The sequence below is a fragment of the Phyllobacterium zundukense genome, from assembly GCF_025452195.1.
GTDB lineage: Bacteria > Pseudomonadota > Alphaproteobacteria > Rhizobiales > Rhizobiaceae > Phyllobacterium > Phyllobacterium zundukense_A.
This window is the reverse complement of record NZ_CP104972.1, coordinates 694889-719880: the sequence shown is the minus strand read 5'-3', so window position 1 is coordinate 719880 and position 24992 is coordinate 694889. Positions and strand designations below refer to the sequence as shown.

Genomic DNA, 24992 nt, shown 5'->3' with positions numbered 1-24992 from the left:
AAGACCACTGCCGCGCGATGGTCTGAGAGTAGGGCTGAATTTTAGATTACAACGCCGGATTCAAGCTGCAAGCGATATCGGTCGGCGCGGTAATACAGGATGGCGTACTCGATAGGCAGATTATCCTCACCAAAAGACTGGCGGCGGATAATCAAGACAGCCGCCCCTTTCCTGACATGGAGTTCGGCGGCCATTTCACTGTCGACGACGGCGGCCTCAATATACTCGGATGCGCGAACAACCTTTGCTCCAAATTCACGCTGTAACCATTCGTACAATGACCCTTCATTCAATGCCGTTGCAGAGGGTAGGCCGCCTCCTTGGAGAAATGTCGGAGATAACCACGATACTGCGATCCCAATGGGCGCATCATTGGCCTTCAACAACCTGCGCGACTGATAGATGGATGAATGGACTTTTACGCCTAACGCTTCTGCAACTTCTATCGGAGCCCTTGCCCGTCCTGCAAAAAGCGTTGAATATGACGGTTTGAGACCCCTTCGCTTCATGTCATCCGAAAAGCCCAACATTTCATTTGCGGGCTGGTCTATGCGTGGTCTGACGACAATGGAGCCCTTGCCGGATTTGCGGACAATCAGACCCTCTTGCTCAAGCTTGTCCAACGCGGCACGTGACGTCGACCGGCTAACCCCAAAAGTAGCATTCAGCTGACTCTCCGATGGAAGCGTGTCGCCGGGTGTGAACTCGCCCTTAGATATTGCATCGCGCAATCGCTCGGCGATTTGAAACCATAGCGGAAGAGGGCTGGACTCGGGGAGCGGTTTGTTCCACATTAAAGTCATATCGTACGAACGTCATGACAAGTCAATGAAAGAGAATTTATGAACTTGTATCGGCACGACCACTTCAGCATACGGAACCTTTCTCCTGCACGGTACTTGCCTGCGGCAGATACGGATCAAGCACATCTAGCGGACAAAATTTGAAGATGGAAGGCAAGGACATGGCTGATCCGATAAAACTCCTGTTTGCGGGTGAACCGCGGACGACCCACAGCGTTCATGTGAAGGGTTTTATTGCCGTGCGCGAAACAGGCGATGGACGGAGTGTCTTTTCGTCTGACTGCGGCCCTCATTGGTGCCCCCCCGGAATTGGTTGTACGGGAAGGCTATCCCAAGCTTTGGCTCAATATCGCGACTTGGCTCGCCAAGCGGTAGGATAATTCTCAAGCATCCAAAACGAGAAGGAACGAGATCACACTTTCAAATCGTTCATCAACATAATCGCCATAAGGCAAAGGGGAATTAAACCATGTTGAAACGGCTGCTTACGATCTTGCCGATAGTCATTCTGCCTCCCGCGACGATAGCTTTTGCGGAAGACGCGCAGCCGATCTCGCAAAAGACATGCACTCAGCTTCTGGAGGAATATAACAAACTACCATTCACGTCGGTTCTGCCACTCGAGGACGGTCCGATTACCGTTGGTGGAGAAACGAAGGATATTACCATCGGGTTCTCACAGACCGCATTCAACCATCCCTGGCGTGTATCCATGTTAGAATCGCTCCAGGCCGAAACCTGCCGTCACTCCAATGTGAAGCTTGTGGTTCTTGATGGCAACGTCGATGTTGCCAAGCAGAGTAATGATGTCCGCGATCTCTTGGCTCGCGGGGTCGACGCAGTTCTTCTCAGCCCGGTAGAATCGGCTGCGCTAGTTCCTGCGGCCAGAGCCGTTCAGTCTGCGGGCATTCCACTTATCGTGATGGACCGTGATGTGCCGACAGACAAGACGCTTTTCATCGGGCAGAGCAATGTCACGATGGCAGAACAGGTTGCTGAACGGATGGCGAAAGATCTTGGCGGGAAGGGCAACATCGTCGTCATCACCGGACTTAAAGGTTCGTCTCCGGCTGTTGATCGCGATCAAGGCATGAAGAATGTCTTGGGCAAATATCCGGATATCAAAGTGCTCGCAGTCGGTGATGGCCAATGGATACGCGAACCAGCTGTGCCACTGATGGAAGACTTTCTGACCGCGCACTCAGATATCAACGCCATTTTCTCCCATGCGGAAGAGTCATCTTGGGGCGCACAGCTTGCGATTGCGCGGGCGAAGCGTTGCGGCGACCATATACGCCACTACACGTTTGACGGGTCCAACGCTGGATTCAAATCAGTAAAAGCCGGTACCTTCAGCGCTGATGGCAACTATACTCCGTTCATAGCTGACATTGGCCTTCGGGCGGCGCTCTATAAGCTCATGGGAAAGGAGATTGCCGGTATGCAAGATTATGACATGCCAGGAAAGCGTCTGCTTTTGCCTGATTCACCGACCGTGGTTGCTGAAAATGCCGATGAATGGATCGGCCGCGGCTGGGGCAATTTCGAACCCACGCTCGATCCTTGCAAGTAACACGAGCCGAGGCTGTCCGGATGTATTTGACGGGCAGCCACATACTTGAAGCTTAGCATTGCAACTGCACAATCAGGACAGGCCGATGGACAAGATCCTCCTTGAAGCCATAGCGCTGACAAAGGCGTTCGATGGCAATACCGTGCTCTCTGGCGTCGACCTTAAGGTTCATGCAGGCGAAGTCCACGCTATCGTCGGTGAAAATGGCGCTGGCAAATCGACGCTGATAAAGACTTTGGCTGGTGTTCACCGCCCTGACAAAGGCCAACTGCGGATCAACGGCGTCGAAACGACGCTGCGGTCTCCCCGCGACGCAATTGCCCGTGGGGTCGTTGTCATTCATCAGGAGTTGTCGCTCGCTCCGCACCTTTCGGCTGAAGAAAATATATTCCTGGGCCACTTTCCTCGCACCAAATCGGGTTTCGTCGATCGCAGACGCATGCGTGAGCACACGGGCGAGCTTTTACGACGTCTGTCCATCGATATCGATCCCAAACGCCCGGTCGGGGAACTCAGTATCGCTCAACAGCAAATGGTGGAGATTGCCAAGGCGATTTCGTTTGAAGCCAAGGTTCTTATTTTAGACGAACCGACCGCTGTCCTCGATGAGGCTATGGTGGCGACGCTGTTCACTTTGATCGGGAGATTGAAGGCCGACGGCATCGGGGTGGTTTTCATCTCGCACCATCTCGAAGAGATTTTCCGCATCGCAGACACGGTCACAGTGTTGCGGGACGGGTCGCGAACCGGCCTGAACACGGTCTCGTCCATTGACCAGGAATGGCTTGTGGCCAAAATGATCGGAAGGGATTTTCCGGTACACAAGGCAAGCGCCAGGAAATTCGGTTCGCCTGCCCTCGAAGTCAACCGACTGAGTGTTCGTGGCAGCTTCGAGGACGTATCTTTTTTGGCCCGGCAAGGCGAGATCGTTGGCCTGGCAGGACTTGTCGGCGCCGGACGCACGGAGGTCGCGAAAGCCATCGTTGGAATAACCCGTCCAACATCCGGTGAAATCAGGGTGTTCGGCGAAGTTGTCCGGCCGCGCAATCCCAAGGCTGCCGCCAGGTTGGGTATTTCTTACGTTAGTGAGGATCGCAAATCGCTTGGACTTTTGCCGAACCGGCCCGTTCTGGAGAATGCAACAATTTCTGGTCTCGCGCGCTTTCGCAAGTTTGGTTTTTTGAACCGGTCCCTGGAGCGGAAATATGTAGGGAATGCCGTGAAGCGCCTCGATGTTCGCCCTTCCGGAATCGACACAGAAATCCGGACTTTGAGCGGTGGAAACCAGCAAAAGGTATTGATAGGCAGGGCCTTAGCGGTCGAGCCGCGCATCTTGATTTTCGATGAGCCGACACGAGGCGTTGATATCGGCGCGAAAAGCGAGATTTACACTTTAATCGATGAACTCGTTAGATCCGGCATGTGTGTCATTCTCATTTCCTCCGAGATGGAGGAGATCCTGCGGCTGGCGGACCGGATTGTAGTCCTGCGCCGGGGCAGAGTTGCAACGACATTGTCGCGAGACGAAGCGAGCGAAAATACAATTATGAGAGCAGCTGCTCTGGCAGACTGATTTGGAACCAGAAGATTAAAGCAATGCCGAAGATGTCAGCATCACTTCCCACCTACTCTGTTTCCGTCGCCAAGATTTGGCGGCGGGTTGGAGTGCTCGCAGCTCTGCTCATCCTGGTTGTCGCCGCTTCCTTCCTTTCCGACAGATTTCTGACTGTATCGAATCTTCTCAATATTTTGCGGCAAGTCGCAATTGTAGGAATTCTGGCCATTGGCCTGACATTCGTCATTCTGACACGAGGTATCGATTTGTCCGTGGGATCAATCCTTGGGATCTCGGTTGTCGTTTATGCGGGCTTGCTGCAAACGCATGGTATGGCAGTGGCGATACCCATCGGGCTTCTGGTAGCGATGGCCGCCGGCCTGGTCAATGGCCTCGGAGTGGCGTCGGCTGGTATACCGCCCTTCATCATGACGCTCGGAATGCTGTCGTTTACACGGGGACTCGCATTTCTCTATACGGGCGGAACCCCGATTCCGATCCTGAATGAAGATTTCTATAATCTTGGCAATGACTATTTGTTCGGAATTCCCATTCCCTCGCTCATCCTGCTCGCTATCCTTACGGTTAGCGCGGTAATCCTGTCGTTCACTGCCTTTGGCAGAAGCATCTACGCCATTGGCTCGAATGAAGAAGCGGCCCGGCTTTCGGGCGTACCGGTTCGCTTCTACAAGATCATTGTCTACGTCATTGCTGGAGGTGTTTCGGGTCTTGCCGGCCTCGTCTATGCCTCGCAGCTCAGTATTGGTACCCCCATTGCCGGACAGGGTTACGAGCTCGACGCCATCGCTGCGGTGGTAGTGGGAGGCACTTCGCTTTTCGGCGGCAAAGGCTCTGTCGGAGGTACGTTTCTCGGGACATTGATCATTGGTGTCTTGGCAAACATTTTGAACCTGACGGGGGTCGATCCTTACGTCCAGCAACTCTTCAAAGGCGCGCTGATAGTCATCGCCGTTTATTTCATGTCTCGGACGGATCGGGCTTAACGTTGGTGGCAAAGCAGCGTTCCGGATACATCGCAGATCATCTCAACAAGCTTTCAGAACAGCTCTTGGACATGCGCCCTGCCGTTGACGCCTATATCACACCCAACCGGGCCGCCCGTCATCTGACAGCAATCGCCGACACATCCGCACCCTCGACCGCAGCAAGCGCCATGCCAGTACCAGTTCCTATTGCGACTGGAAATCCTTGGTTCCGGAGTGCTTGCCTTCACACCTGTTACCGGCAGCGAAAACGGCGTCACCTTGAGCGCTGCACCTGCCGATATTCTGAATCTGGCAACCGGCGCACCTGTCGGCCTCAAAGTCAATGCTGGTGCATGTCTTGTTTTTCTTCTCCTGGTGGTACCGGTCGTCCTGATATTCCTGCAACACCCGATTGTCGATCGCCGGCTGCACTACACTTGAACCCGCTGGCCCTGTTCTCCATGCGCAATCTGTGCTTCTCGATTCTGTCTGGGGGTGCATTGCTGCTCCTCGCGCCCTATATCTGGATGCGTTCGACCGCAGCAAAATCCCGCGAGGAGATTTTTTCGTCTTCGCTATCGCTCTGGCCGGAGTGCTGGGCCTTGTGGGAGGATCTCGGCAAGGCGTCTACGCATGATCCGGTGACGCAGCTCCCGTTCAACGGCTTCATTGTTTGCGGGCTGATCTTTGTGCTGCAGGTGGTCATCGCCATACCCTGTGCTGTGTCGAAACTGAAACTCCGGCCTGCACAGACAATGATGACAATGGTCCTGCTCGGACTGCTCATGCTGATTCATGCGACCGCGTTGCCGATCTATGTGGTGCTGAACCAGGTCGAAATGCTTAACAGCTATTTTGCACTGTCGGCGCCGTTCATCAACCGCGTCATTGTCCCCCAATGCCTGGCCGGCAGTGACGGCGCCCGCGATCCTCCCTGTGGTCGAGCACTGGAACGAACTGTTCTGGCCGCTACTCGTCAGCTCCTGTACCGAAAGGGCCGCCGCCGCTTGGTCTGCTCTTTCGTACCGCCGAGGCCGGCGATGATTATGGGGCGCTGATCACACTTTCCCCAGGTCGTCGCGTTTCTGGCGCAAAGGCGCTTCATCGAAGGCATCACTCTGACCGGCCTGAAGGGCTGAACCACCTCTTTGATATCACCACAGGAGACAACCATGGACTTCTTCAAGCAGACGATTGCCGCGGCAGCGATCGCTATAGGGCTCTGCGTTCCGGCCTTTGCCGATACGACGCTGCATGTCCATTCCCCGATGCCGGACTTCTTCCAGGATGGGATGGATGTCATTTCCAAGAAATTTATGGAAGCGAATCCGGACATTCGTATCAATTTCGCCAACCCCTCGGCGACCTATGAAGAAGGGGGCGATGGCAATGAAGGCATCGATTTGCGTTGGCAGGGCGACGATTGGAATTTCTCAGCGATGATCTTCGGCAATGGCGGCGCCATGCTCTCGCCCGACGAAAAGAAGGTTGCCGTCAACGACCACGAACGTCTCGCCGTCAATCTCATCGGCCACATGGTCAAGCAAGGCGGCGTGCCGGTCCTGACCAAACAGGCGGCCGAACAGGCCTTCCTCGCCGACGAAGTCGGCATTTCCTTGCTGCGAGACGACTGCTGAAAGAGGGGATTTACAATGTCTACGAAAGAGAGAGAAACAGCGATTGAGACAGGGGCCTCACGAGGTATCGGAACAGCCATTGTTCAGTGGCTGGCAGCTGAACGTTTTAATACTATTATCAATTTTGCATGCCTAAACACGCTAAGATTTTCGCGAACCGCTGCTGCCATTATCGCGGCAGCCGTTTTCATGCTGGACACGTTGACATCCTTGGACATTGCCATTGCGGTGCTCTACGTGCTCGTGGTCTTGCTGTCGCTCAATTTTGCGACCCAGGCAGGGCTCGTTCTGATCGGTGCTGGCTGCATGGGACTGACGGTTCTAGGCTTTTTGATTTCGCATGGCGAAGGACTGCCTGCATTTGAAGAGTCGATGGGGCGTGGCTTGGTCAGCCTTGCGGCCATCGGGATCACAACACTCCTTGCCTTCAGGGTGCAAGCTGCGATCGGTGTTCTGGCCGAAAGTGAACAGCGTTACCGCACGATTTTCCTGGCGACGGGTGTCGGCATCCTGCAGATGGATTTCACACGCCTCAAGGCGGCTATCGACAGGCTCAAGGTTGACGGCGTGCGGGACATCGATCATGCCCGGAGGCTTGATCCGGGGTTTCCTTACAAGGTTGCAAAAACCATAAAGTTGATCAACGCGAATGATACGGCGCTGACGATGTTCAATGCCGCAGACAGCAACGCGCTGGAGACCATGCTGCCTGGACTTATCACCGCGGACATCGACAAAGCCTGGACATTCCTGGCGGCAATCTGGTCCGGCCAGTCGAGCTATGAGGCCGAAACGGTGATCAACAATGCGGAAGGCCGCCAGCTGGCCGTTTTATACAATGTCGCTTTCCCCGCCAATCGCCCGGCTCTCGACATGGTCCTGATCAGCATCATGGATGTCACGGCGAGACGGGAAGCCGAGAACCAGCTTCATGCAGCGCGAACAGAATTGGCGCATGTCACCCGCGTGGCAACGCTTGGCGAGCTGACGGTATCGATCGCGCATGAACTCAACCAGCCTTTGGCCGCCGTGGTCACCAACGGAGGAGCCGGCTTGCGCTGGCTTCGACGGGACGTACCGGACCTTGAGAAAGTCCGGTCTTCGATGGAGGGTATGATTGCCGATGCACAACGTGCCAGCGACATCATCAAGAACTTGCGGGCGCTGTCAGTAAAGTCGCCTCCAAAGCCGATACAGATCAACCTGAATGCGGTTCTCGATGAGACGGTGGCGCTTGTCCGGCGCGAAATTGACATCAATCAGGTAAGCTTGCGGTTCGATCTTGCAGCCGATCTGCCAGAGGTCAACGGTGATCGCGTACAACTGCAACAAGTCATCCTGAATTTGCTGTTAAACGCCATCCAGGCAATGGCACATGCCGCTGGCAACACCCGCAAGCTGCTTATAGAAACCTTTGCCGAGGAACGGTCCGCTCTTGTGAAAATCCACGACAATGGCCCAGGCCTGACGCCTGAAGTCCGCGCTAACCTCTTTGACCCGTTTTATACGACCAAGCCAGACGGCATGGGCATGGGGTTGTCGATTTGCCGGTCGATCGTGACTGCCCATGGTGGAAGCATCCGTGCAAGTTCCAAACCGGGAGCAGGCACCACGTTCGAATTCACCATTCCTTTGGAAAAGGAAGCCGCGTGATGGCCGAACTCACATCACTCGTCATTGTCGTTGACGATGATGCGCACCTGCGAGAAGCGCTGGGCAATCTTTTCCGCTCGGTCGGCATGCGTGTGGAGCTGTTCGGCTCTACGTCGGCACTGCTTGACCGCCCTGCGACGGTTACCGCCGCAAGCTGCCTTGTTCTCGATATCCGCCTTCCAGGCGTCAGCGGCCTCGACTTCCAGAACCAGCTCGCTAACCTTGGCAACAATATTCCCATCATCTTCATGACCGGCCACGGTGACGTTCCCATGTCTGTGCGGGCGATGAAGGCTGGCGCCATTGATTTCCTTACCAAGCCGTTCCGCGACCAGGATATGCTCGATGCGGTCTCGAATGCGCTCGTGCTTGATCGGGCTCGTCGGACGAGCGATGGCGAACTGTCCGCGCTGGTGAAGCGGTACGAGAGTCTGACGAGCCGGGAGCGTGAGGTAATCGCCCTGGTGACAAGCGGCCTGATGAACAAGCAGATTGCCGGCGAACTGGGCGTCAGTGAAATAACAGTCAAAATTCATCGCGGCCACGTAATGGAAAAGATGGGTGTGCGGACGCTTGCCGAGCTTGTCAAGAAATATGAGACGATTTTGCCTCGCCTGAAAAGGTAATCACTGAACGTATTGAAGGGTAAACCTGAGTATGGTTGAATTTCGTCGGGCTCGGGCGCATTTGTCTGTAAAGTTATTAAAGCGCGTTGAGTACGCAAAAGGGCATCCTTGTCCAATCTGAAATCCATAGCTGTCGTCGAGGACGACGCATCATTGCGGGCTGCACTGGAGAATCTGATCGGTGCTCACGGACTCGATGTCCATGCTTTTGCAAATGCCGAAGCCTTCCTGACTCAAAGAGACTCCGTCGAAATTGATTGCCTGATCACGGATGTGCAGATGGATGGGATGGGCGGGGTAGCGCTGTTCAATATCCTGCGTAAGGCCGGCGACACTACACCGGTCATATTCATTACGGCATTCGAGGATGAGCGGATACACAGGCAGGTCATGGCAGCAGGGGCTACTGCCTTTTTCAAAAAACCTTTTGATTGTGAAGAGGTGATCGAGTGCATCGAAAACTTGGCCTTGTGAACGTTATTGCAGGGCTCATCCGGCAGTCGCTGGAGGGTCTCCCGGATTGGTGGGGAACACAGATACTCCGGCGGCGTCGCCGCAATAGACGCAACTCACGAAGCCGATTCCAGAGAACATGATCACTTATAGAAGATGTAGTCGGCAGTGTAATCGGCACGCTGCTCTGACCCGACCGTCGGACACGTGCCGGTCGGTCCAGCTCCGCCGGAAGTGTTGATACGTTGGACAAAACGCACCCCGGCAAGTATCCCCGACGCCGAAGAATCCGCCGACAGTAACAGCCAGGGAATCGCGCCTGGCTTCGGTGCGGGTTCGGTTACCAAGGCCTTGCCGACGGCCTTGGAGCCGTCGCCCGCTTCCCATGTAGGGCCGCCATAGTGCTTGGCGAATGGCCTGCCCTGTGCATCGGTAAGCTCGGCCTCAGGAGCCTTGAAGTCCCATTCGCGTGTGGTCCCTTTGACACGACAGACATATATCTGGACGCCCCTTGCGGCGTACCTGCCGAGCAGCGTGGCACCATGCGGAGGCGCAAGCTCTGCAGGAAAATCCTGAGCGACCGCAGAAACCGAAAAAACCGCAAGAGCCGCAAAAGTGAATAGCAAGCGAGTGAACATTGGGGGATTCCAATCCGGAGATCGATATTACGAAATCTCTGTCTAACCTGGCGTCTCATGTCTGTCCCTTTGATGGGAGACTTTGCACTCGGCCATGGTGAACGTTGTGTCCGTGGGGAGAAGCCCATGATCGGGAGATCAAGGCACCGGATAACAGGATCGAGTGAAAAGCGATTGCAAGTGGCAGCTTCATTTTTCTCTTCCTTGTTGTCTCCCGCTTGTTGAGAACAAAAGACCGCCCGGTGGGCTTCGGGCGGTCTTTTGCGGACACGGGAGGATGTCCGGGCTTCAGCCAGGGGGAAACTGAAGCGTGGTAGCCGGGGAAACTACCTGGGCCCATCGGTGTTCGACAGGCGCGGTAGTAGAGGTACAAACAATCAGCCCGATGCGAAAGTATACGTAGGTATGGTTTGCCCAAGGTATGATTTGCCTAAACGTGCCAGTAAGGATTGCACTACCGGTTTCGCATAATCTTTATGCGGCGACCCTGTCGAAAAGTCCCAGCGTTCGAACGCCTAATCGCGCCAAACCAAGCACGCTGTCGATAAACGGCGCATTGGAAACGACAACGCTCCCGCAGTACCACAGGCCAAATTGGGCAGCTTGTGTCTCTAGACAATTGCCCTCAGCAGCCTGTTCGGGAGATCTCGACTTAGGACGGGTTCGAGCCCGTTCTTGTATAACTGGGCCAACGAAATAGCAGCTCATACATCCGTATAGTAGAAATCTCATGGATTTGGTCCATTTATGCGAGGCTCGAAACGGTCTCACCAGGAGTTGGACGCCATGAGCAAGCAGGTAGCAGACATCATCGTTGAAACGCTGCAGAGCGCAGGCGTCGAACATTGTTACGGCGTCGTGGGTGACACGCTCAATCTGATCGCGCGTTCGCTCGAACGAAGCACGATCGAGTGGGTGCCGGTGAGACACGAGGAGGCCGGCGCTTTCGCCGCACAGGCCGAAGCACAACTGACGGGTCACTTGACGGCCGTCGCCGGAAGTTGCGGGCCTGGGAGCCTCCATTTCATCAACGGGATTTTTGAAGCAAACCGAAACCGCGCGCCCGTCATTCTCATTGCAAGCCAGATCATTCGCGATGAGTTGGGCTTCGATTTCATCCAGGAAGTCGATTTCAAGCAGATCTACAACAGCTGCAGCGTTTTCTGTGACATGATTTATACACCGGAGCAGGCGCGGCGCAAAACCGTCATCGCTTGCCAGACCGCTTTGGCGAAACGCGGGGTCGCCGTTCTCATCGTGCCGGCGGACGTTTCCGCCTCAACGGTACACGATGACATCCCCTACGCAGTTCACGTTGCACAGCCCGTCGTTCGACCGAGCGATGCCGATCTCGACGAAATCGCCGAGATACTCAACAACGGCGGGGACATCGCCATCTATGCAGGAGCGGGCTGCCAGGGGGCACACCAGGAAATCCTGGCGGTTGCCGAAAAGGTCAAGGCCCCGATCGCCCATACCTCGCGCGGGAAAGACTTTCTCGAGTTTGACAATCCCTACAACATCGGGATGACCGGCATCCTCGGCAATGAAGCCGGATATCACGCCTTGCTCGATTGCGACACGCTGCTGCTTCTGGGGGCCGATTTTGCCTGGCGGCAGTTCTATCCCGACAAGGCGAAGATTGTTCAGGTCGATATCGATCCAACACACCTCGGGCGCCGCCATCCGATCACCAAGGGTGTTGTCGGCGATGTGAGACCAACCCTGGAAGCATTGCTGCCGAAGCTGGTCGAGCGCACTGACGCCTCCTTCCGTGACCGATACGTACAGCGCTACGCCAAAGCCAGGAAATCGGAAAAGGCCAAGGCTGTCGCGGGTCACGACGGGAGTATTCCTGGAACCTATCTGACTGAAGTGATCAACCGCCATGCCGCCAAGGACGCGATATTTTCTGCGGACATTGGCACACCGGCCGTTTGGCTTGTTCGCTACATCGAGACCAATGGCCAGCGCCGCACCTTTGCCAGTCTCCTGCATGGAACCATGGCTGGCGGCATGCCCTCGGCCCTTGGGCTGCAGAAGTCTCAGCCAGGCCGCCAGGTCGTCTGTCTGGCCGGCGATGGCGGGCTCGCAATGCTTTTCGGTGACCTGATGACCGTGGTCCAGGAGCAATTGCCGATCAAGATTGCCGTTTATGACAATGGCAAACTCGGCTTCGTGGAGATCGAGCAGAGGGCTGAGGGGATGCTCGATACATTCACGCGGCTGAAAAACCCGAATTTCGGGGAAGCTGCGCGAGTGCTGGGCCTCTGGGGCCAAACGGTTTCCAAGGCGGACGAACTTGAAGGGAGCGTCAAGGACTGGCTTGCCCAACCGGGGCCTGCACTGCTGCACGTGCACGTCAGTCCCATGCAGCTGGTCATGCCACCATTCATAGCTGCGGCACCAGCAGTTGGCATGGCGCTTTATTCAGCTCGCGCCGTTTTGCACGGTCGGGGAAAGGATGTTTGGGAAATGGTGAGGGAAAACTTCCTTTGACCTGGCATCGTCTTGCCGGACGGGCGATAAATGCGGCTCTGTGGCTGTAGGCGATGATGTTGCGGATTTGAGGCGATAATCGCAATCAGGCGCATCCGCTGCGAATAGTGACCTGGGATGATTTACGGTATTTGGGAATAAGGTAGCGCTGCCTCCGATACGGATAGACAAGGCAATTGCGCCCTCGGAAGGGTATGATGATCAGAAACGGCGCCCTTGTCCCAATCGTACTTGCGATGATCCTATCCGCAACCCAAGCGAATGCGGGTGCGGACGCTCCCCCATCCTATTCAGAAACCGCGCTCACGGGCGACTGGAACGATTATCGGAGTTGGCTGCGAGATAAGGGTGTGGTCTTCACAATTTCTCAAACCAGCGACTGGCTCGGCAACGTATCAGGCGGCGTGCGAACGGGGACTGCCTATGACGGCGTTTTCCAGTTGCAGGGCGATTTCGATATGGATCGGCTGAGCGGCTGGACTGGCGGCAAGATCCATATCTCGGGATATGCAATCCAAGGCGAAGGTCTGTCGAAGCACGACCTTAACAACCTGTTGACCGTGACTTCGGTCGAGGCCGAAAGCGGTGTCAGGCTCGGTGAATTTTATATTGCGCAAAGCCTGATGAAAGATTCCGTTACGCTGAAGGTCGGGCAGATTCTGGCAGACCAGAATTTTGCGATCAGCAACACTGCAGGTCTTTTTGTGAATTCCACGTTCGGCTTTCCCGGCCTTTTTGCTGTCGACCTCCCCGAAGGAGGACCAGCTTATCCCTTCGCCGCGCCGGGGGTGCAAGTCATTTTAAAGCCCGATGATGCATGGGCGCTGCAGGCGGCGGTATTCAACGGCCGTCCAACACATGATGCCAGCGGGTTCGGTATTTCGCTTGGCGATGGAGTTCTCGCCATTGCCGAGGCATCTTATGCTTATACGCCTGCCAAGGGTGATCCCGGCCTACCCGGCACATACAAGATTGGCATGTGGTATAATTCGGAAACGTTCGACAGCCTCTCCACCGCCTCGAATGGCGTTTTGCTAGCCAACCCCTTGGCGAGCGGTAGCCCGAGGCGACTGTCTGGAGATTACGCGATCTACGCCATTGCCGACCAAACACTCTGGCAGGAGCCCGGCAGCAGTGACAACGGTCTCAACGGATTTGTCCGCGTTGCCATCGCACCCGAGCAAGATCGCAACAGCATCACCTGGTACGTCGATATGGGTATGGCCTACAAGGGGCTTTTGCCGGGACGTGACAACGACACCGCAGGGATCGGCTTCGCTTACGCGAAATTAAGCAACAGCGTGTCGAATCTAGCGAAAGCGGACATTGCGTTCAGCGGCATGTCGCAACCCATTCCAGACTACGAGGCCGTGATCGAAGTTACATACCAAGCGCAAGTTACGCAGTGGCTGGCAGTGCAGCCCTTCTTCCAATATATCATTCATCCGGGCGGCAATGCGGCCGATCCGAACGATCCCGGCTCGGCGATTGGGAATGCTGCCGTTTTCGGGCTGCGAACTGCCGTCACTTTCTAAAAACCTCTCCGGGGCGGTATTTTGGTCCGATCCATTCTGCAAAGAGCCACGACCTGACAATGTGATTGTATGGATGGGATTCGTATGCCTCATGCGCATAATCCAGCGCGCGCTCTATGAGAGGTGTCGCGGGAACTGAAATTCCGGCAAGTTTTAGTGTCTCTGTCACGCCCACCTTCGCAGGCCATAGGCTCTTCTGGTCGGTGTCGACGACGAAAACTGCGAGGAGCCCCGCAGCCTTAGCCTTGCTCCCATCCTCGCTGACACCGTGATGGTCGCCTGGAAACTCCTCGCAGCTTTCGCCGGCGTGGTAGAGGGCCCGCCATTGACCTGCCCGCGGATCGAGCCGCCCGACTCAAGCTCCACCAGTATGCCCTTGATGTTTTTGCCAGGCACATTGGGAAGCTTGGGGTCGGAGGCTTCTTCAAAAGCAGCAGAGGCTTCGACACTTCTTCGGTACGCACCCTGCGACGGAACGGATCAAGCTTCATCTTGGTACAGCGTCGTGAAGCCAGTCGACCTCAATAATTTTGTTCTTCGCGGCGCCAGACACTACAGCCGCTCGGTCGATTGTTGCTAAATTCGAAACTTGTCTTTCGCGGCGCAAACTCTGCCTGAGGACCAAGGAATGACTTCACGCGTTCCGTCTCGAAATAGAACGGTCACAGCAGCTTCGGAATTTGACACGACCCACGCCTGAATCCATTCACCTGGGTCGCGACCTCGCGCGTTCTTCGCCTCATGTTTTAGGATCTTGACCGGATCGCCTCGCTTAAATTTACATCGCGGTTCGGCCACGGTTGAATGGAAGTCCATCATTGCCTCCGTGCAGTTCAGTTGATCGAAAGAGATCCAACGCCCTCCTACGCGGGCAAGTTCCAGCAAAACCCAATCGAAGAATGAGAAATTGCGGTAGCAATCGCAGTGCGCACTCGGCATCAGTCAGCAAGGGCCAACGCGACGCTCCTCTACCTGTTCGATGGGGTTTCAGCGAAATAATGGTAGTGGTGTCTGCTAGTGATATCACCAAAATCTAGCTTGGTAGCTACCGCCACCTGGTTGCAGCGGAAGGGATTACGAGTTCCAGGCGGGAAGGAAGTCTGGCCACTTTCCCATAAGGACGGATGCGAGGTTTCAGCATCTGCTTGATCGCTTGGAATGGTCAAAAATTGACCAGACAAGGCCTTAGGACATGAAGGGCAAAATGGAGCCAGAGAAACGCCACAAAGACGGCAGCCAGGAGGGCTTGCCAGTCAAATAACAAAAGCGTTGAAGCGAGCATCAATGTCGAGCACCCAATTTGAGGGTTGAATCGTCGTGAGCAACGCGGTCAATGATGGATAATTTCCGATGATGCTGCTGGATTGCACAGGAGGCCAGATGAGTGAGCCGCCCTGTGATAGAGCCTTGGCAAAAGCGCGGGATTGCATTCGCATTCGATCCTTTGCAACCCGGCATTAGATGACAATTCCACATGCGTCGTTCCAAAGCGCTAGGTCGTCGATAATGATGACTATTTCGCGAAAACCGTAATTGTCTTTAACGTCAAGTGCCCGCTCAAGCGCCAGCGGAACGGGTGTGGCATAGAAATAGTCGCCCTTGTTGGTGAGGCTATTTTCTGGCCACTCGACTTCGGCGAGCGGCCGGCCAGCCTTTTCGATTATCCGTAGGCATACCGCATCAACGGGTATATCATCCTCGTTGAGGAGCCTGCGATATGTGGCGTTACGATCCATCCTGACCTCAGGCGCGCAGCAGCTCTGTTTTAACCGACATTTTCCGAGTGGCCTATATTCCCGGATTGTCCTCTGGAGGACATACCATTGTTCCTGGTTTCCAACTTGATATTTATGGTTTTTTTGAAAGCGCTGGATCGTCAGTTTGTTCCTCGCGGGAAGGAGCAACATGAACTTGGTCCAATCCTCTGTTCAAAACAAACTCCTTAGATTGTTGTCACCGGCTGATTTCCAGCTGCTTGTCGCGGATCTCGAATACGTAACATTTTCCCTACGAGATCCCATTGAAAGTCCGGGGGAGCCTATTGACGCCGCGCTGTTTATCGAGGACGGCATAGCCTCAATTGTAGCAAAAAGCCCTTCCGGCGGCGATATCGAAATTGGTTTGGTCGGCCTGGATGGAATGACGGGGACTTCGCTCGTGCTCGGGAATACCAGCGCGCCGCTCTCCGTCTACATTCAGCTTCCCGGTGCTGGCCACCGGATTGCTGCCGGCAAATTGCTCTCTGCAATGGAGCAAAGCCGGACGCTGCAGCGGGTGTTGCTTCTTTACGTCCAGACGATGGTTGTCCAGACCGCCACGACAGCTTTGGTCAATGGTCAAGCCGACGCCCGGACAAGATTGGCCCGATGGCTGCTGATGGTGCATGATCGCACTTCGGGTCATGATCTATATCTCACCCATGAGTTCATGGCAGTGATGCTGGGCATGCGACGTCCATGGGTGACAGAAACCCTGCATGCCCTTGAGGGCGAGGGCTATACCCGTGCTACCCGCGGCAAGGTCACCATCGTTGATCGCGCGGGTTTGTTGGCTGAGGCTAACGGATTTTACGGTGAAGCCGAGCGCGAATATCAGAACTTGCTAGGCGCATCGATATCTCGCTGAGCATATCCAGACCATTATCCGGCCATGGATAATCTGTTAATGTGGTCAAGAGAGTATTGTCCAGCAGAACACCAGCTGGTCGGTTGGAACAACAACTGATTGCGAACTCCTACGCACACGTTGAGCGAAGAAGGTTTTCGCTCCTGGTCCCGTTCCTCGAGTCTGTCAAGTTGGCGTTCGCAGCCAAATGAGGAAGTGATGTCAGAAGAGCGCAACAACACACAGCAAATCCTGCAGTGCATGACAACCGAGCATTTTGTACTGCAGACCGCCCAGGCAGCCACGATTCAGGAAGCCAACCAGCGCGCCAATCTATTCTTACGTCGGTCTCAAGCGTAACGATCGCCCTGTCATTCGTCGCGCAAGTTACGCAAATGGGAAACCCTTTCGTGCTGTTCAGCCTGGTTCTGCTTCCTGGTCTTTTCTTCATTGGCCTGGTCACTTTTGTGCGCACCGTGCAGGTCGCCATCGAGGACATGGTGCATGCCCGCGGCATGGCACGGATCCGGCACTTTTGTGTCGAGCTGGCGCCGATCATGCAAAAATATTTGATCCATTCTACGAACGACGACCGCTCGGCGGTGCTCGCTGATAAGGGCCTCGGAGCATCGCCGCTGCAGTATTTCATGACGGTCTGAAATTCTCTGACGGACACCGTTGCTGCCTGCTTCAAACAACGTGGCAACCCCTCAGCCCCATCCATGTGCTGCCAGTCCGTAAACCCATGGCTCGCCGGCCTTCCGATTCAGGAACTTTTCCCCCTTCGACATCGTCGTGACCGTATCGAAAACGCCGAGCCTGCATTGCGCGAGGAAGTCTGCAAAAGCGCCGTCTTTCTCACGGGTGTCGACGCGTGCAAATTCCCCCTTGAGATGTTGAAAATGGACCGCGGTCAGATTGATTGCGTCTTGATCGCTGGCGGCGACAACTGGACCAATAACCTTGCCGCGACCGAACTCACGGCAGCAGGAGTACCCAACAAGTTGACCATTGCGTCTCAGTCCGTAAATCGTGGATTTTTCAGTGATCAGAGCGAGCAGACTGGTGCGATCGGTCCCGAATGCCTGACAATCCAGGCTCGCGATGGCGCCTAATTCTTCTGATGGCATGGCGACCAGTTCTCCGCTCAGGGGAGGAGTGGCCGGCAGTGTCAGGGCGACGTCGCCCTGACACTGATACACGGTTGCTTCGTTCAAAAAGCCGAGCGAAACGTAGAGACTGTAGGCAGCGTTGGTGGCGTTGAGGCTAAGGTTTCTGCCGGCGCAGCGCCCCAGAACCTGATCCATGAGCCAGCGGCCGTTGCCCTGTGCCTGCGTGCGCGGGGAAGTAATCACCATGCCAATAGTGGCGAAATCTACTCCGTGCGGAAACCACATTGCCGTTCCGAAAACCCGTCCGATGCCATCGACGGCAACAAGGCCCTGTCCGCTCTGCAACAGCATTTCCCAGTCATTGGGACGGTGCGGCCAGCCAACACCCAGCGATAGGGCATGAAGGAAGCTGATATCCACCTCTGCGATATCACGCGCTACCAGTTCAAACGATTTCAGTCGCACTGAATTTTGCATTTCAGCTTATCCGCTTTCTTCACCCCGTAACCGAGCCTGGGGCATGCAGTTTGTTATCCTGTCGATGAATGCCATCACGTTATAGGCATATTTTGTGCATCATCGCACGGCAATGCCGGCACGTATTGCTTCTGGGCAGGGCGAATTCGCAATCTTTGTTTGAAGCTTGGCGTTATTCGGCACGGAATACTTCTCAAGGCAATTATGCTGATAACCGTTCGAAACTCTGCTCTCTCACGGCGTGGCGTATATGAAGGTCGAAGAAATTCTGGCAATGCTGATACGGTTTCCCTCGGTTGTGGGCAAACCCAATGATGCGATCGTCGACTGGATCAGCACTTACGGGCAAGCTGCTGGCGCGAAAGCAACTGTGCTGCCAGGACCGGAGGGCGACAGGGCCAATCTATTGATAACTGCCGGGCCGCATAATGTGCCCGGCTATATTCTTTCAGGTCACATGGACGTTGTGCCGGCCGGCGAGGCAGGGTGGAAAACGGATCCCTTCCAACTCCGACAGGATGGAAAGAGGCTTTGCGGCCGCGGAACGACCGATATGAAGGGCTTTCTGGCCTGCGCATTGGCTGCTTTGCCGAAACTTGCCGCCAGCAATCTGCAACGTCCTGTACACCTTGCTTTTTCCTATGATGAAGAGGCTGGTTGCCGTGGGGTACCGCATTTGCTTGCAGCTTTACCCGATTTGTGCGCGAAGCCCTTGGGGGCAATCATCGGTGAGCCGAGCCGGATGCAAGCTGTACGTGCGCATAAGGGGAAAGCAGCGGCAAGGCTTGACGTGGTGGGGCACTCAGGACATTCGTCTCGGCCTGATCTGGGATTGAATGCGGTTCATGCCATGGCGAACGTCATCGCACAGGCGGTGGTCTACGGCCGGTCTCTGGAGCAGGGCCCCTTTGATGACAATTTCGAGCCGCCCTATTCGTCCTTACAGTTTGGTGTCGTTTCTGGCGGTCAGGCAGTCAATATCATCCCTGATCGATGTACTGCCGATATCGAAGTGCGTGCCATTTCCGGTGTCTCGCCAAGGCTGTTGCTCAAAGAGGTAAAAGAGCAGCTATTTGCCTTGAGAGAGCGAGGTTATGAGGTGGTTTGGCACGAATTGAGCGCGTATCCGGCACTATCGCTGCCGCGGGAAGCCAAGCTCGCAATGCTTATGGTCGAACTCACCGGAAAGGAAACGCTTCCTGCCGTGAGTTACGGCACCGAAGCCGGGCTTTATCAGCAGGCCGGCATCGATGCGATTATCTGCGGTCCTGGCGACATAAGCCGTGCGCATCGTCCCAACGAATATATCGAGCTCGATGAACTCAAGGCGTGCCAGAAAATGATCGAAGATCTCGGCGCACGCCTTGCAGCATGATACTCGAGCAGACGGCAACTTTCGATGGCATTTCTCTTCAATTCCGATGCAGCACGCGGTGCCGTCTTTCGCACGGCTTTTGCGCGTGGGCTTCCAGATCTCCAGTTCTTTCAAGCTGGCGAAGACGTTGATCCTGACAAGATACGTTATTTGATCAGCTGGGTGACGCCCGATGACATCGCGCGCTATCGCAATCTTGAAATACTCTTTTCGATCGGCGCGGGGGTTGATCAGTTCAAGCTCGCCAGCGTGCCGGAACATGTGAAGCTCGTGCGCATGGTGGAAGACAACATTATCCGCATGATGCAGGAATATGTGGTTCTTGGCGTGTTGACGCTTCATCGCGAGGTGATTGCCTATCGCGAACATCAGGACCACGAGGAATGGCGAGCGCTTGCTGTTCCTCACGCAACCGCGCGACGTGTCGGATTTCTTGGACTTGGGATGCTGGCGCAGGCGGCAATAGAACGTCTCAAGCCGTTTCAGTTTCCCCTTACTGGCTGGAGCCGCAGGCGGAAGGAGATTGAGGCCGTCGGATGCTTTTATGGTGAAGACCAGTTCGTCAGCTTTCTGGAGCAGACGGATATTCTCATTTGTCTTCTGCCGCTTACGGATGAAACGCGTGGCATACTCAATGCCCCCTTGTTTGCCCATTTGCCCAGCGGCGCCCGACTCTTGCACGTCGGTCGCGGGCCACAGCTCGATCAGGCGGCACTCATAGAGGCGTTGGACAGCGGCCATCTGGCTGGCGCGATGTTGGATGTAACTGACCCCGAACCGCTTCCGGCAGGACACCCGCTTTGGCTGCATCCCAAGGTACTTATCACGCCGCATATCGCTTCAGTAACCCAACCGCAGACGGCTGCAAAATTCGTCATCGACAATATCCAGCGTCATCGCGCAGGAAAAAAACTGATCGGCCTGATCGACCGAACGCTAGGTTATTAACGCAAGAGGAAAATGACATGTCACTCCTGACTACCATCGACACAAATCCAAGCTTTGCACCAAAAGAGGCGTTGCCGACCCCGGAACGGCTTATCTCAGGCAACCCAGCTTTCAAGGCATGGGCGCTGGATGCCTCGAAGGGTGAAAAGGTCTTGACAGGCATCTGGGAGGCAACACCGGGGGAACGCACTCCATCAAGGGCGCAACCTTTGAGTTCTGTCATATCCTATCCGGTCTTGTGGAGATCGAGGAAAAAGACGGCGAAACAAACATATATCGCGCGGGCGACAGCTTTGTGATGAAACCTGGTTTCGTGGGCATTTGGCGCACCATTGAAACCGTCCGCAAGATATACGTCTGCGTTTACGAATAGGCTATCGGCATTGATGGCGGTGCCGGTCCAGAATAATCCGCTGCATATAACCCGCCTGACGCGATTGAAAGCCGTCAGGCGGTCTACTCTCAACGGAAAATGCGGTGCGTCCAGCACTATCGTTAAGTGGACAATAGTGTGAGGTGCTCCATGACATTAAGCTTTGATCCGCAAACGCTTCAGCTTCCATTGTATCACTTCATTGGCGGGCAGCGCGTGGATTCAGCAGGAAGCATCGAAATGCGCAGACCTTCTGACGGAAAGGCCTATGGCGATTGCCCTGTTGCCGACAGTGGGCTGGTTGACCAAGCGGTGCAGGGCGCAAAAACAGCATTAAAATCAAGTGGCTGGGCTGATGTGCGCCCGCGCGAACGGCTCAATGCAATGCACCGCTGGGCCGATCTTATTGAGCGGGAGGCATTTGCTCTGGCCCGCCTCGAGGCCGTTTCCTCAACCCGTCCGATTGCGCAGCTCATTGAAGGCGATATTGCCTCTACTGCTGAGCAGATACGTTTTTTCGCTGAATTTGCCGATAAGGAAGGGAGTAGTGTCGTTCCCACGAGCGCCGGCAATTTTGGCATGACGTTGAGCGAACCTTACGGCATCATTGGTGCCATCACCCCGTGGAATTTCCCAATATCCATGGCCGGTTGGAAACTTGGGCCGGCACTGGCCGCAGGCAATGCCGTTGTTCTTAAGCCATCTGAAATTACGCCTTTCTCCACTCTCTACATGGCTGAACTGGCCGAAAAGGCCGGTATCCCGGCGGGGCTGATCAATATCGTCCTTGGAGACGGACCAACGACTGGCAACGCCATCACCGGCCACCCGGATATTTCCAAAGTGAGCTTCACCGGCTCCACTGCGGCTGGTGCCGCGATAATGGAAAATATTGCCCGCACCGGCATCAAGCCTATGACGCTTGAACTCGGGGGCAAGAGCCCTCAGGTCGTGTTCAGCGATGCCGATCTTGACCTGGCAGCATCAGCCATCACGCTTGGGATTCTGTCCAATGCCGGACAGGTCTGCGTGGCCGGTTCGCGCCTCATCGTGGCAGAAGACATCGCGGACGCCTTGAGCGAAGCTATCGCGCGACACATGGCGAACATCAAGCCGGGGATGACGTGGGACGAGAACACCCAGTACTCACCCATCATCTCCGAGCGGCAACTCTGCCGTATTGATAAAATCGTGAAGAAGGCTGTGAGCCTCGGCGCGGAGTGTGTTGTCGGCGGCAGTTCGATGAATGGAGATGGTTACTTCTATGAGCCAACACTGCTGCGCGGCGTTGGCAAAAATTCACCGGCTGTAACCGAGGAAATCTTTGGGCCCGTGCTGACTATCCAGACCTTCAAGGAAGAAGAGGAGGCCCTCGCGCTTGCCGATCATCCGACGTATGGACTGGCTGCAGGACTTTTCACGCGCGACCTGTCGCGGGCGATTCGAGTGACGAAGACGATGCAGGCGGGCACGGTCTGGGTGAACCGTTATGGCCGCTCGCGCGACCATATTCTGCCAACCGGCGGCTACAAGAGCTCGGGCATCGGCAAGGACCTCGGCCGGGAAGCCTATCTGGCGAACCGAAGATCAAAAAGCGTGCTCATAGAACTTTAAAGGGAACTCATCGTGAAAAGCTATTCGATCGCCTTGATTCCGGGAGACGGCATTGGCAAGAGAGTTACAGATGCGGCACTGCAGGTTTTGATGGCTGTTGCCAAGCGCAGGGGTGTTGACCTTGAGGGCACTCGTTTCCCGTGGTCCTGCGCTTATTATCATGAAACCGGCGCTATGATGCCAGCGGATGCTATCGAAACCCTGCGCAAATTCGATGCAATTTACCTAGGCGCTGTGGGCTGGCCTGCGGAAGTACCAGATTCAGTATCCCTGCACGGTTTGCTGCTGCCAATCCGCAAGGCCTTTGTGCAATATGCCAATATACGACCGCATAGGCTTCTGCCCGGTGTAACGGGGCCACTGCGCTCCGACGGTTTTGATATCCTCTGCATCCGTGAAAATACCGAAGGCGAATATTCGGGAGCTGGCGGGCGCGTGCATTCCGGCACCAAAGATGAAGTCGCGGTTGAGACTGCAATTTTCACGCGTACCGGCGTCGAGCGCATCATACGCTACGGCTTCGAGCAAGCCCGCGCACGCCGTCAGAAGCTTGCCTCGGTAACGAAGTCAAACGCACAGAAATATTCCATGGTTTTTTGGGATGAGGTCACGCGGGACGTTGCCAAGGAATACCCCGATGTGGAGATTTCGCATTACCATATCGATGCCATGGCGGCGCGCATGGTGATGGCACCCGAAAGCCTTGACGTTATCGTTGCCTCAAATCTGTTTGGCGACATACTCACTGATCTTGGTGCGGCTATTCAGGGTGGGCTAGGTTATGCCGCTTCGGCCAATATCAATCCGGATCGCAGTGCACCTTCCATGTTCGAACCGGTTCATGGTTCGGCGCCTGATATTGCCCATTTAAGCATTGCCAATCCGATTGCGGCGATCTGGTCCGGTGCGATGATGCTCGACCATCTTGGCGAACATCTAGCGTCAAAAGACGTGATGGCGGCAATCGAGGCAGCCACCATGCAGGGTATCGGAACGATCGCAGGCAAGGACAAAACGGACGCGATCACGCAGGCCGTTCTTTCGGCCCTCGCCTAACGAAAAGAGGAAAACATGCACACATTAAAGGATCCGGCTCTTTTCAGGCAACAGGGCTTTATCGGCGGTCTCTGGCAGGATGCAGCCACAGGAGCGGTCGTTGATGTCACCAATCCGGCAAGCCTCGGCACGCTGGGCACCGTCCCCGATATGGGAGTCGAGGAAACGCGCGCCGCAATCGATGCGGCGGCGAGAGCGTTCAAGAGCTGGAAAAAGAAGACAAGCGCCGAGCGCGCAGCCCTTCTCGAGCGCTGGTTTGCTCTCATGGGCGAGCACGAGCAGGATCTGGCACTGCTGCTGACATTGGAGCAAGGCAAGCCTGTTGGCGAAGCTCTGGGTGAAATCCGCTATGGCGCCTCGTTCGTCAAATGGTTTGCCGAAGAAGCACGCCGTATTGACGGCAGCACCATACCTTCGCCTTCGTCTGACCGCCGCATTCTTGTTCTCAAAGAAGCGGTAGGCGTCTGCGCAATCATCACGCCATGGAATTTTCCGAATGCGATGATTACGCGCAAAGTCGCGCCCGCCCTTGCAGCAGGTTGCACGGTTGTTATCAAGCCATCGGAATTCACGCCATTTTCCGCACTGGCACTGGGGGTTCTTGCCGAACGGGCAGGGATTCCGGCTGGCGTTATCAACATCGTGACCGGCATGCCGACGGAAATCGGCAAGGAGCTTATGACAAACGAGACAGTGCGCAAGATCTCCTTCACCGGCTCGACACGCGTTGGCGCGCTGCTGATGAAAGGCGCAGCCGACAGCATCAAACGGCTCAGCCTTGAACTGGGCGGCAATGCGCCGTTCATCGTCTTTGACGATGCCGATTTGGATCAGGCAGTTGAGGGCGCGATTGCATCGAAGTTCCGTAATGGCGGTCAGACCTGTGTCTGCTCCAACCGTATTCTGGTGCAGTCCGGAATTTATGACGCATTTGCGGCCAGGCTGGCCAGCCGCGTTTCTGCGATGAAAGTGGGCGCAGGAACCGAGGAGGGCGTCGCGATTGGCCCGATGATCAACCGCTCGGCTATCGAAAAGATCGAGCGCCACGTGAGCGATGCTTTGGGTCGCGGCGCAAAAATCCTCGCACAAAGCGAAAAAATGCCGGAAGGCCGTCAGTACGCCCGTCCGATTGTTCTTGGTGATGCAACAACCGACATGCTGCTTGCTTCCGAAGAAACCTTTGGCCCGGTGGCCCCGCTATTCCGTTTTGAAACGGAAGAAGAGGCTATCGAACTTGCCAACGGCACGCCGTTCGGCCTTGCCGCCTATTTCTATACTGAGAATCTGAAGAGATCCTGGCGGATTACTGAGGCACTGGAATTCGGTATGGTTGGTCTCAACACCGGCCTGATATCAACGGAAGTTGCTCCCTTTGGCGGTGTCAAGCAGTCCGGTCTTGGCCGCGAAGGATCGAGGCTTGGCATTGACGAGTACCTGGAAGTCAAAACGCTGCATGTCGGTGGATTGTGAACCAA

At 55.4% G+C, this 24992-nt stretch carries 21 protein-coding genes and 5 pseudogenes; 19 read left to right on the top strand and 7 right to left on the bottom strand.

The genetic code is table 11. From position 1 onward, the window contains the following. Window positions 1-41 precede the first annotated feature (41 nt). Together N8E88_RS11025 and N8E88_RS31800 are read right to left on the bottom strand one after the other, a co-directional pair. A complete protein-coding gene (locus N8E88_RS11025; protein ID WP_262291777.1) occupies window positions 42-623 on the bottom strand; it encodes a GntR family transcriptional regulator in 582 nt (193 codons plus the stop codon). After that, window positions 624-794 (bottom strand): annotated as a pseudogene (locus N8E88_RS31800) (GntR family transcriptional regulator); the annotation flags it as partial. It lies immediately after the preceding gene. A gap of 478 nt (window positions 795-1272) precedes the next feature. Here N8E88_RS31800 and N8E88_RS11020 point away from each other — a divergent pair. The 9 genes and pseudogenes from N8E88_RS11020 to N8E88_RS10980 all read left to right on the top strand — a co-directional run bounded on the left by N8E88_RS11020 (window position 1273) and on the right by N8E88_RS10980 (window position 9307). Next, window positions 1273-2376: a substrate-binding domain-containing protein gene (locus N8E88_RS11020; protein ID WP_262291776.1), complete on the top strand. Its 1104-nt coding sequence runs from the start codon at window positions 1273-1275 to the stop codon at window positions 2374-2376. Between the two features lie 85 nt (window positions 2377-2461). After that, window positions 2462-3949, top strand: a complete 1488-nt coding sequence (locus N8E88_RS11015; RefSeq protein WP_262291775.1) for a sugar ABC transporter ATP-binding protein — start codon at window positions 2462-2464, stop codon at window positions 3947-3949. Between the two features lie 23 nt (window positions 3950-3972). Further along, a complete protein-coding gene (locus N8E88_RS11010; protein ID WP_262291774.1) occupies window positions 3973-4935 on the top strand; it encodes an ABC transporter permease in 963 nt (320 codons plus the stop codon). Between the two features lie 189 nt (window positions 4936-5124). After that, window positions 5125-5358, top strand: coding sequence for a hypothetical protein (locus N8E88_RS11005; RefSeq protein WP_262291773.1), 234 nt, complete (start codon window positions 5125-5127; stop codon window positions 5356-5358). Window positions 5359-5369: 11 nt separating this feature from the next. Beyond that, a pseudogene (locus tag N8E88_RS11000) lies at window positions 5370-6056 on the top strand (carbohydrate ABC transporter permease). 33 nt (window positions 6057-6089) lie between these two features. Next, window positions 6090-6533, top strand: a pseudogene (locus tag N8E88_RS10995) (hypothetical protein); the annotation flags it as partial. Between the two features lie 36 nt (window positions 6534-6569). Then, window positions 6570-8207: a sensor histidine kinase gene (locus N8E88_RS10990; RefSeq protein ID WP_262291772.1), complete on the top strand. Its 1638-nt coding sequence runs from the start codon at window positions 6570-6572 to the stop codon at window positions 8205-8207. After that, window positions 8207-8833 carry a response regulator transcription factor gene (locus N8E88_RS10985; protein WP_262291771.1) on the top strand — a complete coding sequence of 209 codons (627 nt, stop codon included), beginning with the start codon at window positions 8207-8209 and terminating at the stop codon, window positions 8831-8833. The genes N8E88_RS10990 and N8E88_RS10985 overlap by 1 nt, the downstream gene beginning before the upstream one ends. 153 nt (window positions 8834-8986) lie before the next feature. Beyond that, window positions 8987-9307, top strand: a complete 321-nt coding sequence (locus N8E88_RS10980; RefSeq protein ID WP_262291770.1) for a response regulator transcription factor — start codon at window positions 8987-8989, stop codon at window positions 9305-9307. Window positions 9308-9429: 122 nt separating this feature from the next. Here N8E88_RS10980 and N8E88_RS10975 read toward each other — a convergent pair whose 3' ends face one another. Beyond that, window positions 9430-9924, bottom strand: coding sequence for a DUF3455 domain-containing protein (locus tag N8E88_RS10975; RefSeq protein ID WP_262291769.1), 495 nt, complete (start codon window positions 9922-9924; stop codon window positions 9430-9432). Window positions 9925-10710: 786 nt separating this feature from the next. Between N8E88_RS10975 and N8E88_RS10970 the strand changes: the two genes are divergently transcribed. Next, window positions 10711-12423 (top strand): thiamine pyrophosphate-dependent enzyme, encoded by a 1713-nt coding sequence (locus N8E88_RS10970; RefSeq protein WP_262291768.1) that lies wholly within the window; start codon window positions 10711-10713, stop codon window positions 12421-12423. A gap of 194 nt (window positions 12424-12617) precedes the next feature. After that, a complete protein-coding gene (locus N8E88_RS10965; RefSeq protein ID WP_262291767.1) occupies window positions 12618-13958 on the top strand; it encodes a carbohydrate porin in 1341 nt (446 codons plus the stop codon). A gap of 187 nt (window positions 13959-14145) precedes the next feature. Here N8E88_RS10965 and N8E88_RS10960 read toward each other — a convergent pair. The 3 genes and pseudogenes from N8E88_RS10960 to N8E88_RS10950 all read right to left on the bottom strand — a co-directional run. Continuing rightward, window positions 14146-14306: pseudogene (locus N8E88_RS10960) on the bottom strand (cupin domain-containing protein); the annotation flags it as partial. Window positions 14307-15211: 905 nt separating this feature from the next. After that, on the bottom strand, window positions 15212-15388 hold the full coding sequence (locus N8E88_RS10955; RefSeq protein WP_262291766.1) for a hypothetical protein: 177 nt from the start codon (window positions 15386-15388) through the stop codon (window positions 15212-15214). 27 nt (window positions 15389-15415) lie between these two features. Further along, window positions 15416-15694 (bottom strand): hypothetical protein, encoded by a 279-nt coding sequence (locus tag N8E88_RS10950; RefSeq protein ID WP_262291765.1) that lies wholly within the window; start codon window positions 15692-15694, stop codon window positions 15416-15418. 169 nt (window positions 15695-15863) lie between these two features. Between N8E88_RS10950 and N8E88_RS10945 the strand changes: the two genes are divergently transcribed. Both N8E88_RS10945 and N8E88_RS10940 read left to right on the top strand, forming a co-directional pair. Beyond that, the gene (locus N8E88_RS10945) at window positions 15864-16583 is read left to right on the top strand and encodes a Crp/Fnr family transcriptional regulator (protein ID WP_262291764.1); all 720 of its coding nucleotides are present in this window, start codon (window positions 15864-15866) and stop codon (window positions 16581-16583) included. A 374-nt stretch (window positions 16584-16957) separates the two neighbouring features. Further along, on the top strand, window positions 16958-17221 hold the full coding sequence (locus N8E88_RS10940) for a hypothetical protein (RefSeq protein WP_262291763.1): 264 nt from the start codon (window positions 16958-16960) through the stop codon (window positions 17219-17221). Between the two features lie 51 nt (window positions 17222-17272). Here N8E88_RS10940 and N8E88_RS10935 read toward each other — a convergent pair whose 3' ends face one another. Next, the gene (locus N8E88_RS10935) at window positions 17273-18151 is read right to left on the bottom strand and encodes a GNAT family N-acetyltransferase (protein WP_262291762.1); all 879 of its coding nucleotides are present in this window, start codon (window positions 18149-18151) and stop codon (window positions 17273-17275) included. Between the two features lie 250 nt (window positions 18152-18401). On the opposite strand from N8E88_RS10935, the gene argE reads away from it, so the two are divergent. The 6 genes and pseudogenes from argE to N8E88_RS10905 all read left to right on the top strand — a co-directional run bounded on the left by argE (window position 18402) and on the right by N8E88_RS10905 (window position 24987). After that, window positions 18402-19526, top strand: a complete 1125-nt coding sequence (gene argE, locus N8E88_RS10930) for an acetylornithine deacetylase (RefSeq protein WP_262291761.1) — start codon at window positions 18402-18404, stop codon at window positions 19524-19526. Window positions 19527-19550: 24 nt separating this feature from the next. Beyond that, a complete protein-coding gene (locus tag N8E88_RS10925; RefSeq protein WP_262291760.1) occupies window positions 19551-20474 on the top strand; it encodes a 2-hydroxyacid dehydrogenase in 924 nt (307 codons plus the stop codon). A 17-nt stretch (window positions 20475-20491) separates the two neighbouring features. Further along, a pseudogene (locus N8E88_RS10920) lies at window positions 20492-20847 on the top strand (cupin domain-containing protein). Window positions 20848-20997: 150 nt separating this feature from the next. After that, window positions 20998-22461, top strand: coding sequence for an aldehyde dehydrogenase family protein (locus tag N8E88_RS10915; RefSeq protein ID WP_262291759.1), 1464 nt, complete (start codon window positions 20998-21000; stop codon window positions 22459-22461). Window positions 22462-22473: 12 nt separating this feature from the next. Further along, window positions 22474-23517, top strand: coding sequence for a tartrate dehydrogenase (locus N8E88_RS10910; protein WP_262291758.1), 1044 nt, complete (start codon window positions 22474-22476; stop codon window positions 23515-23517). A 15-nt stretch (window positions 23518-23532) separates the two neighbouring features. Further along, a complete protein-coding gene (locus tag N8E88_RS10905) occupies window positions 23533-24987 on the top strand; it encodes an NAD-dependent succinate-semialdehyde dehydrogenase (protein WP_262291757.1) in 1455 nt (484 codons plus the stop codon). The last annotated feature ends 5 nt before the right edge of the window (window positions 24988-24992 follow it).

Bases quoted from the DNA above. Each gene is read 5' to 3' on its own strand.
- N8E88_RS10945 (WP_262291764.1), top strand. From the start codon at position 15,864: ATGAACTTGGTCCAATCCTCTGTTCAAAACAAACTCCTTAGATTGTTG.
- N8E88_RS11020 (WP_262291776.1), top strand. From the start codon at position 1,273: ATGTTGAAACGGCTGCTTACGATCTTGCCGATAGTCATTCTGCCTCCC.
- N8E88_RS10915 (WP_262291759.1), top strand. From the start codon at position 20,998: ATGACATTAAGCTTTGATCCGCAAACGCTTCAGCTTCCATTGTATCAC.
- N8E88_RS10905 (WP_262291757.1), top strand. From the start codon at position 23,533: ATGCACACATTAAAGGATCCGGCTCTTTTCAGGCAACAGGGCTTTATC.
- N8E88_RS10985 (WP_262291771.1), top strand. From the start codon at position 8,207: ATGGCCGAACTCACATCACTCGTCATTGTCGTTGACGATGATGCGCAC.
- N8E88_RS11015 (WP_262291775.1), top strand. From the start codon at position 2,462: ATGGACAAGATCCTCCTTGAAGCCATAGCGCTGACAAAGGCGTTCGAT.
- N8E88_RS10970 (WP_262291768.1), top strand. From the start codon at position 10,711: ATGAGCAAGCAGGTAGCAGACATCATCGTTGAAACGCTGCAGAGCGCA.
- N8E88_RS10935 (WP_262291762.1), bottom strand. From the start codon at position 18,151: ATGCAAAATTCAGTGCGACTGAAATCGTTTGAACTGGTAGCGCGTGAT.
- N8E88_RS11010 (WP_262291774.1), top strand. From the start codon at position 3,973: ATGCCGAAGATGTCAGCATCACTTCCCACCTACTCTGTTTCCGTCGCC.
- N8E88_RS10955 (WP_262291766.1), bottom strand. From the start codon at position 15,388: ATGCAATCCCGCGCTTTTGCCAAGGCTCTATCACAGGGCGGCTCACTC.
- N8E88_RS10925 (WP_262291760.1), top strand. From the start codon at position 19,551: ATGGCATTTCTCTTCAATTCCGATGCAGCACGCGGTGCCGTCTTTCGC.
- N8E88_RS10990 (WP_262291772.1), top strand. From the start codon at position 6,570: ATGTCTACGAAAGAGAGAGAAACAGCGATTGAGACAGGGGCCTCACGA.
- N8E88_RS10950 (WP_262291765.1), bottom strand. From the start codon at position 15,694: ATGGATCGTAACGCCACATATCGCAGGCTCCTCAACGAGGATGATATA.
- N8E88_RS10940 (WP_262291763.1), top strand. From the start codon at position 16,958: ATGGGAAACCCTTTCGTGCTGTTCAGCCTGGTTCTGCTTCCTGGTCTT.
- N8E88_RS10965 (WP_262291767.1), top strand. From the start codon at position 12,618: ATGATGATCAGAAACGGCGCCCTTGTCCCAATCGTACTTGCGATGATC.
- N8E88_RS10975 (WP_262291769.1), bottom strand. From the start codon at position 9,924: ATGTTCACTCGCTTGCTATTCACTTTTGCGGCTCTTGCGGTTTTTTCG.
- argE (WP_262291761.1), top strand. From the start codon at position 18,402: ATGAAGGTCGAAGAAATTCTGGCAATGCTGATACGGTTTCCCTCGGTT.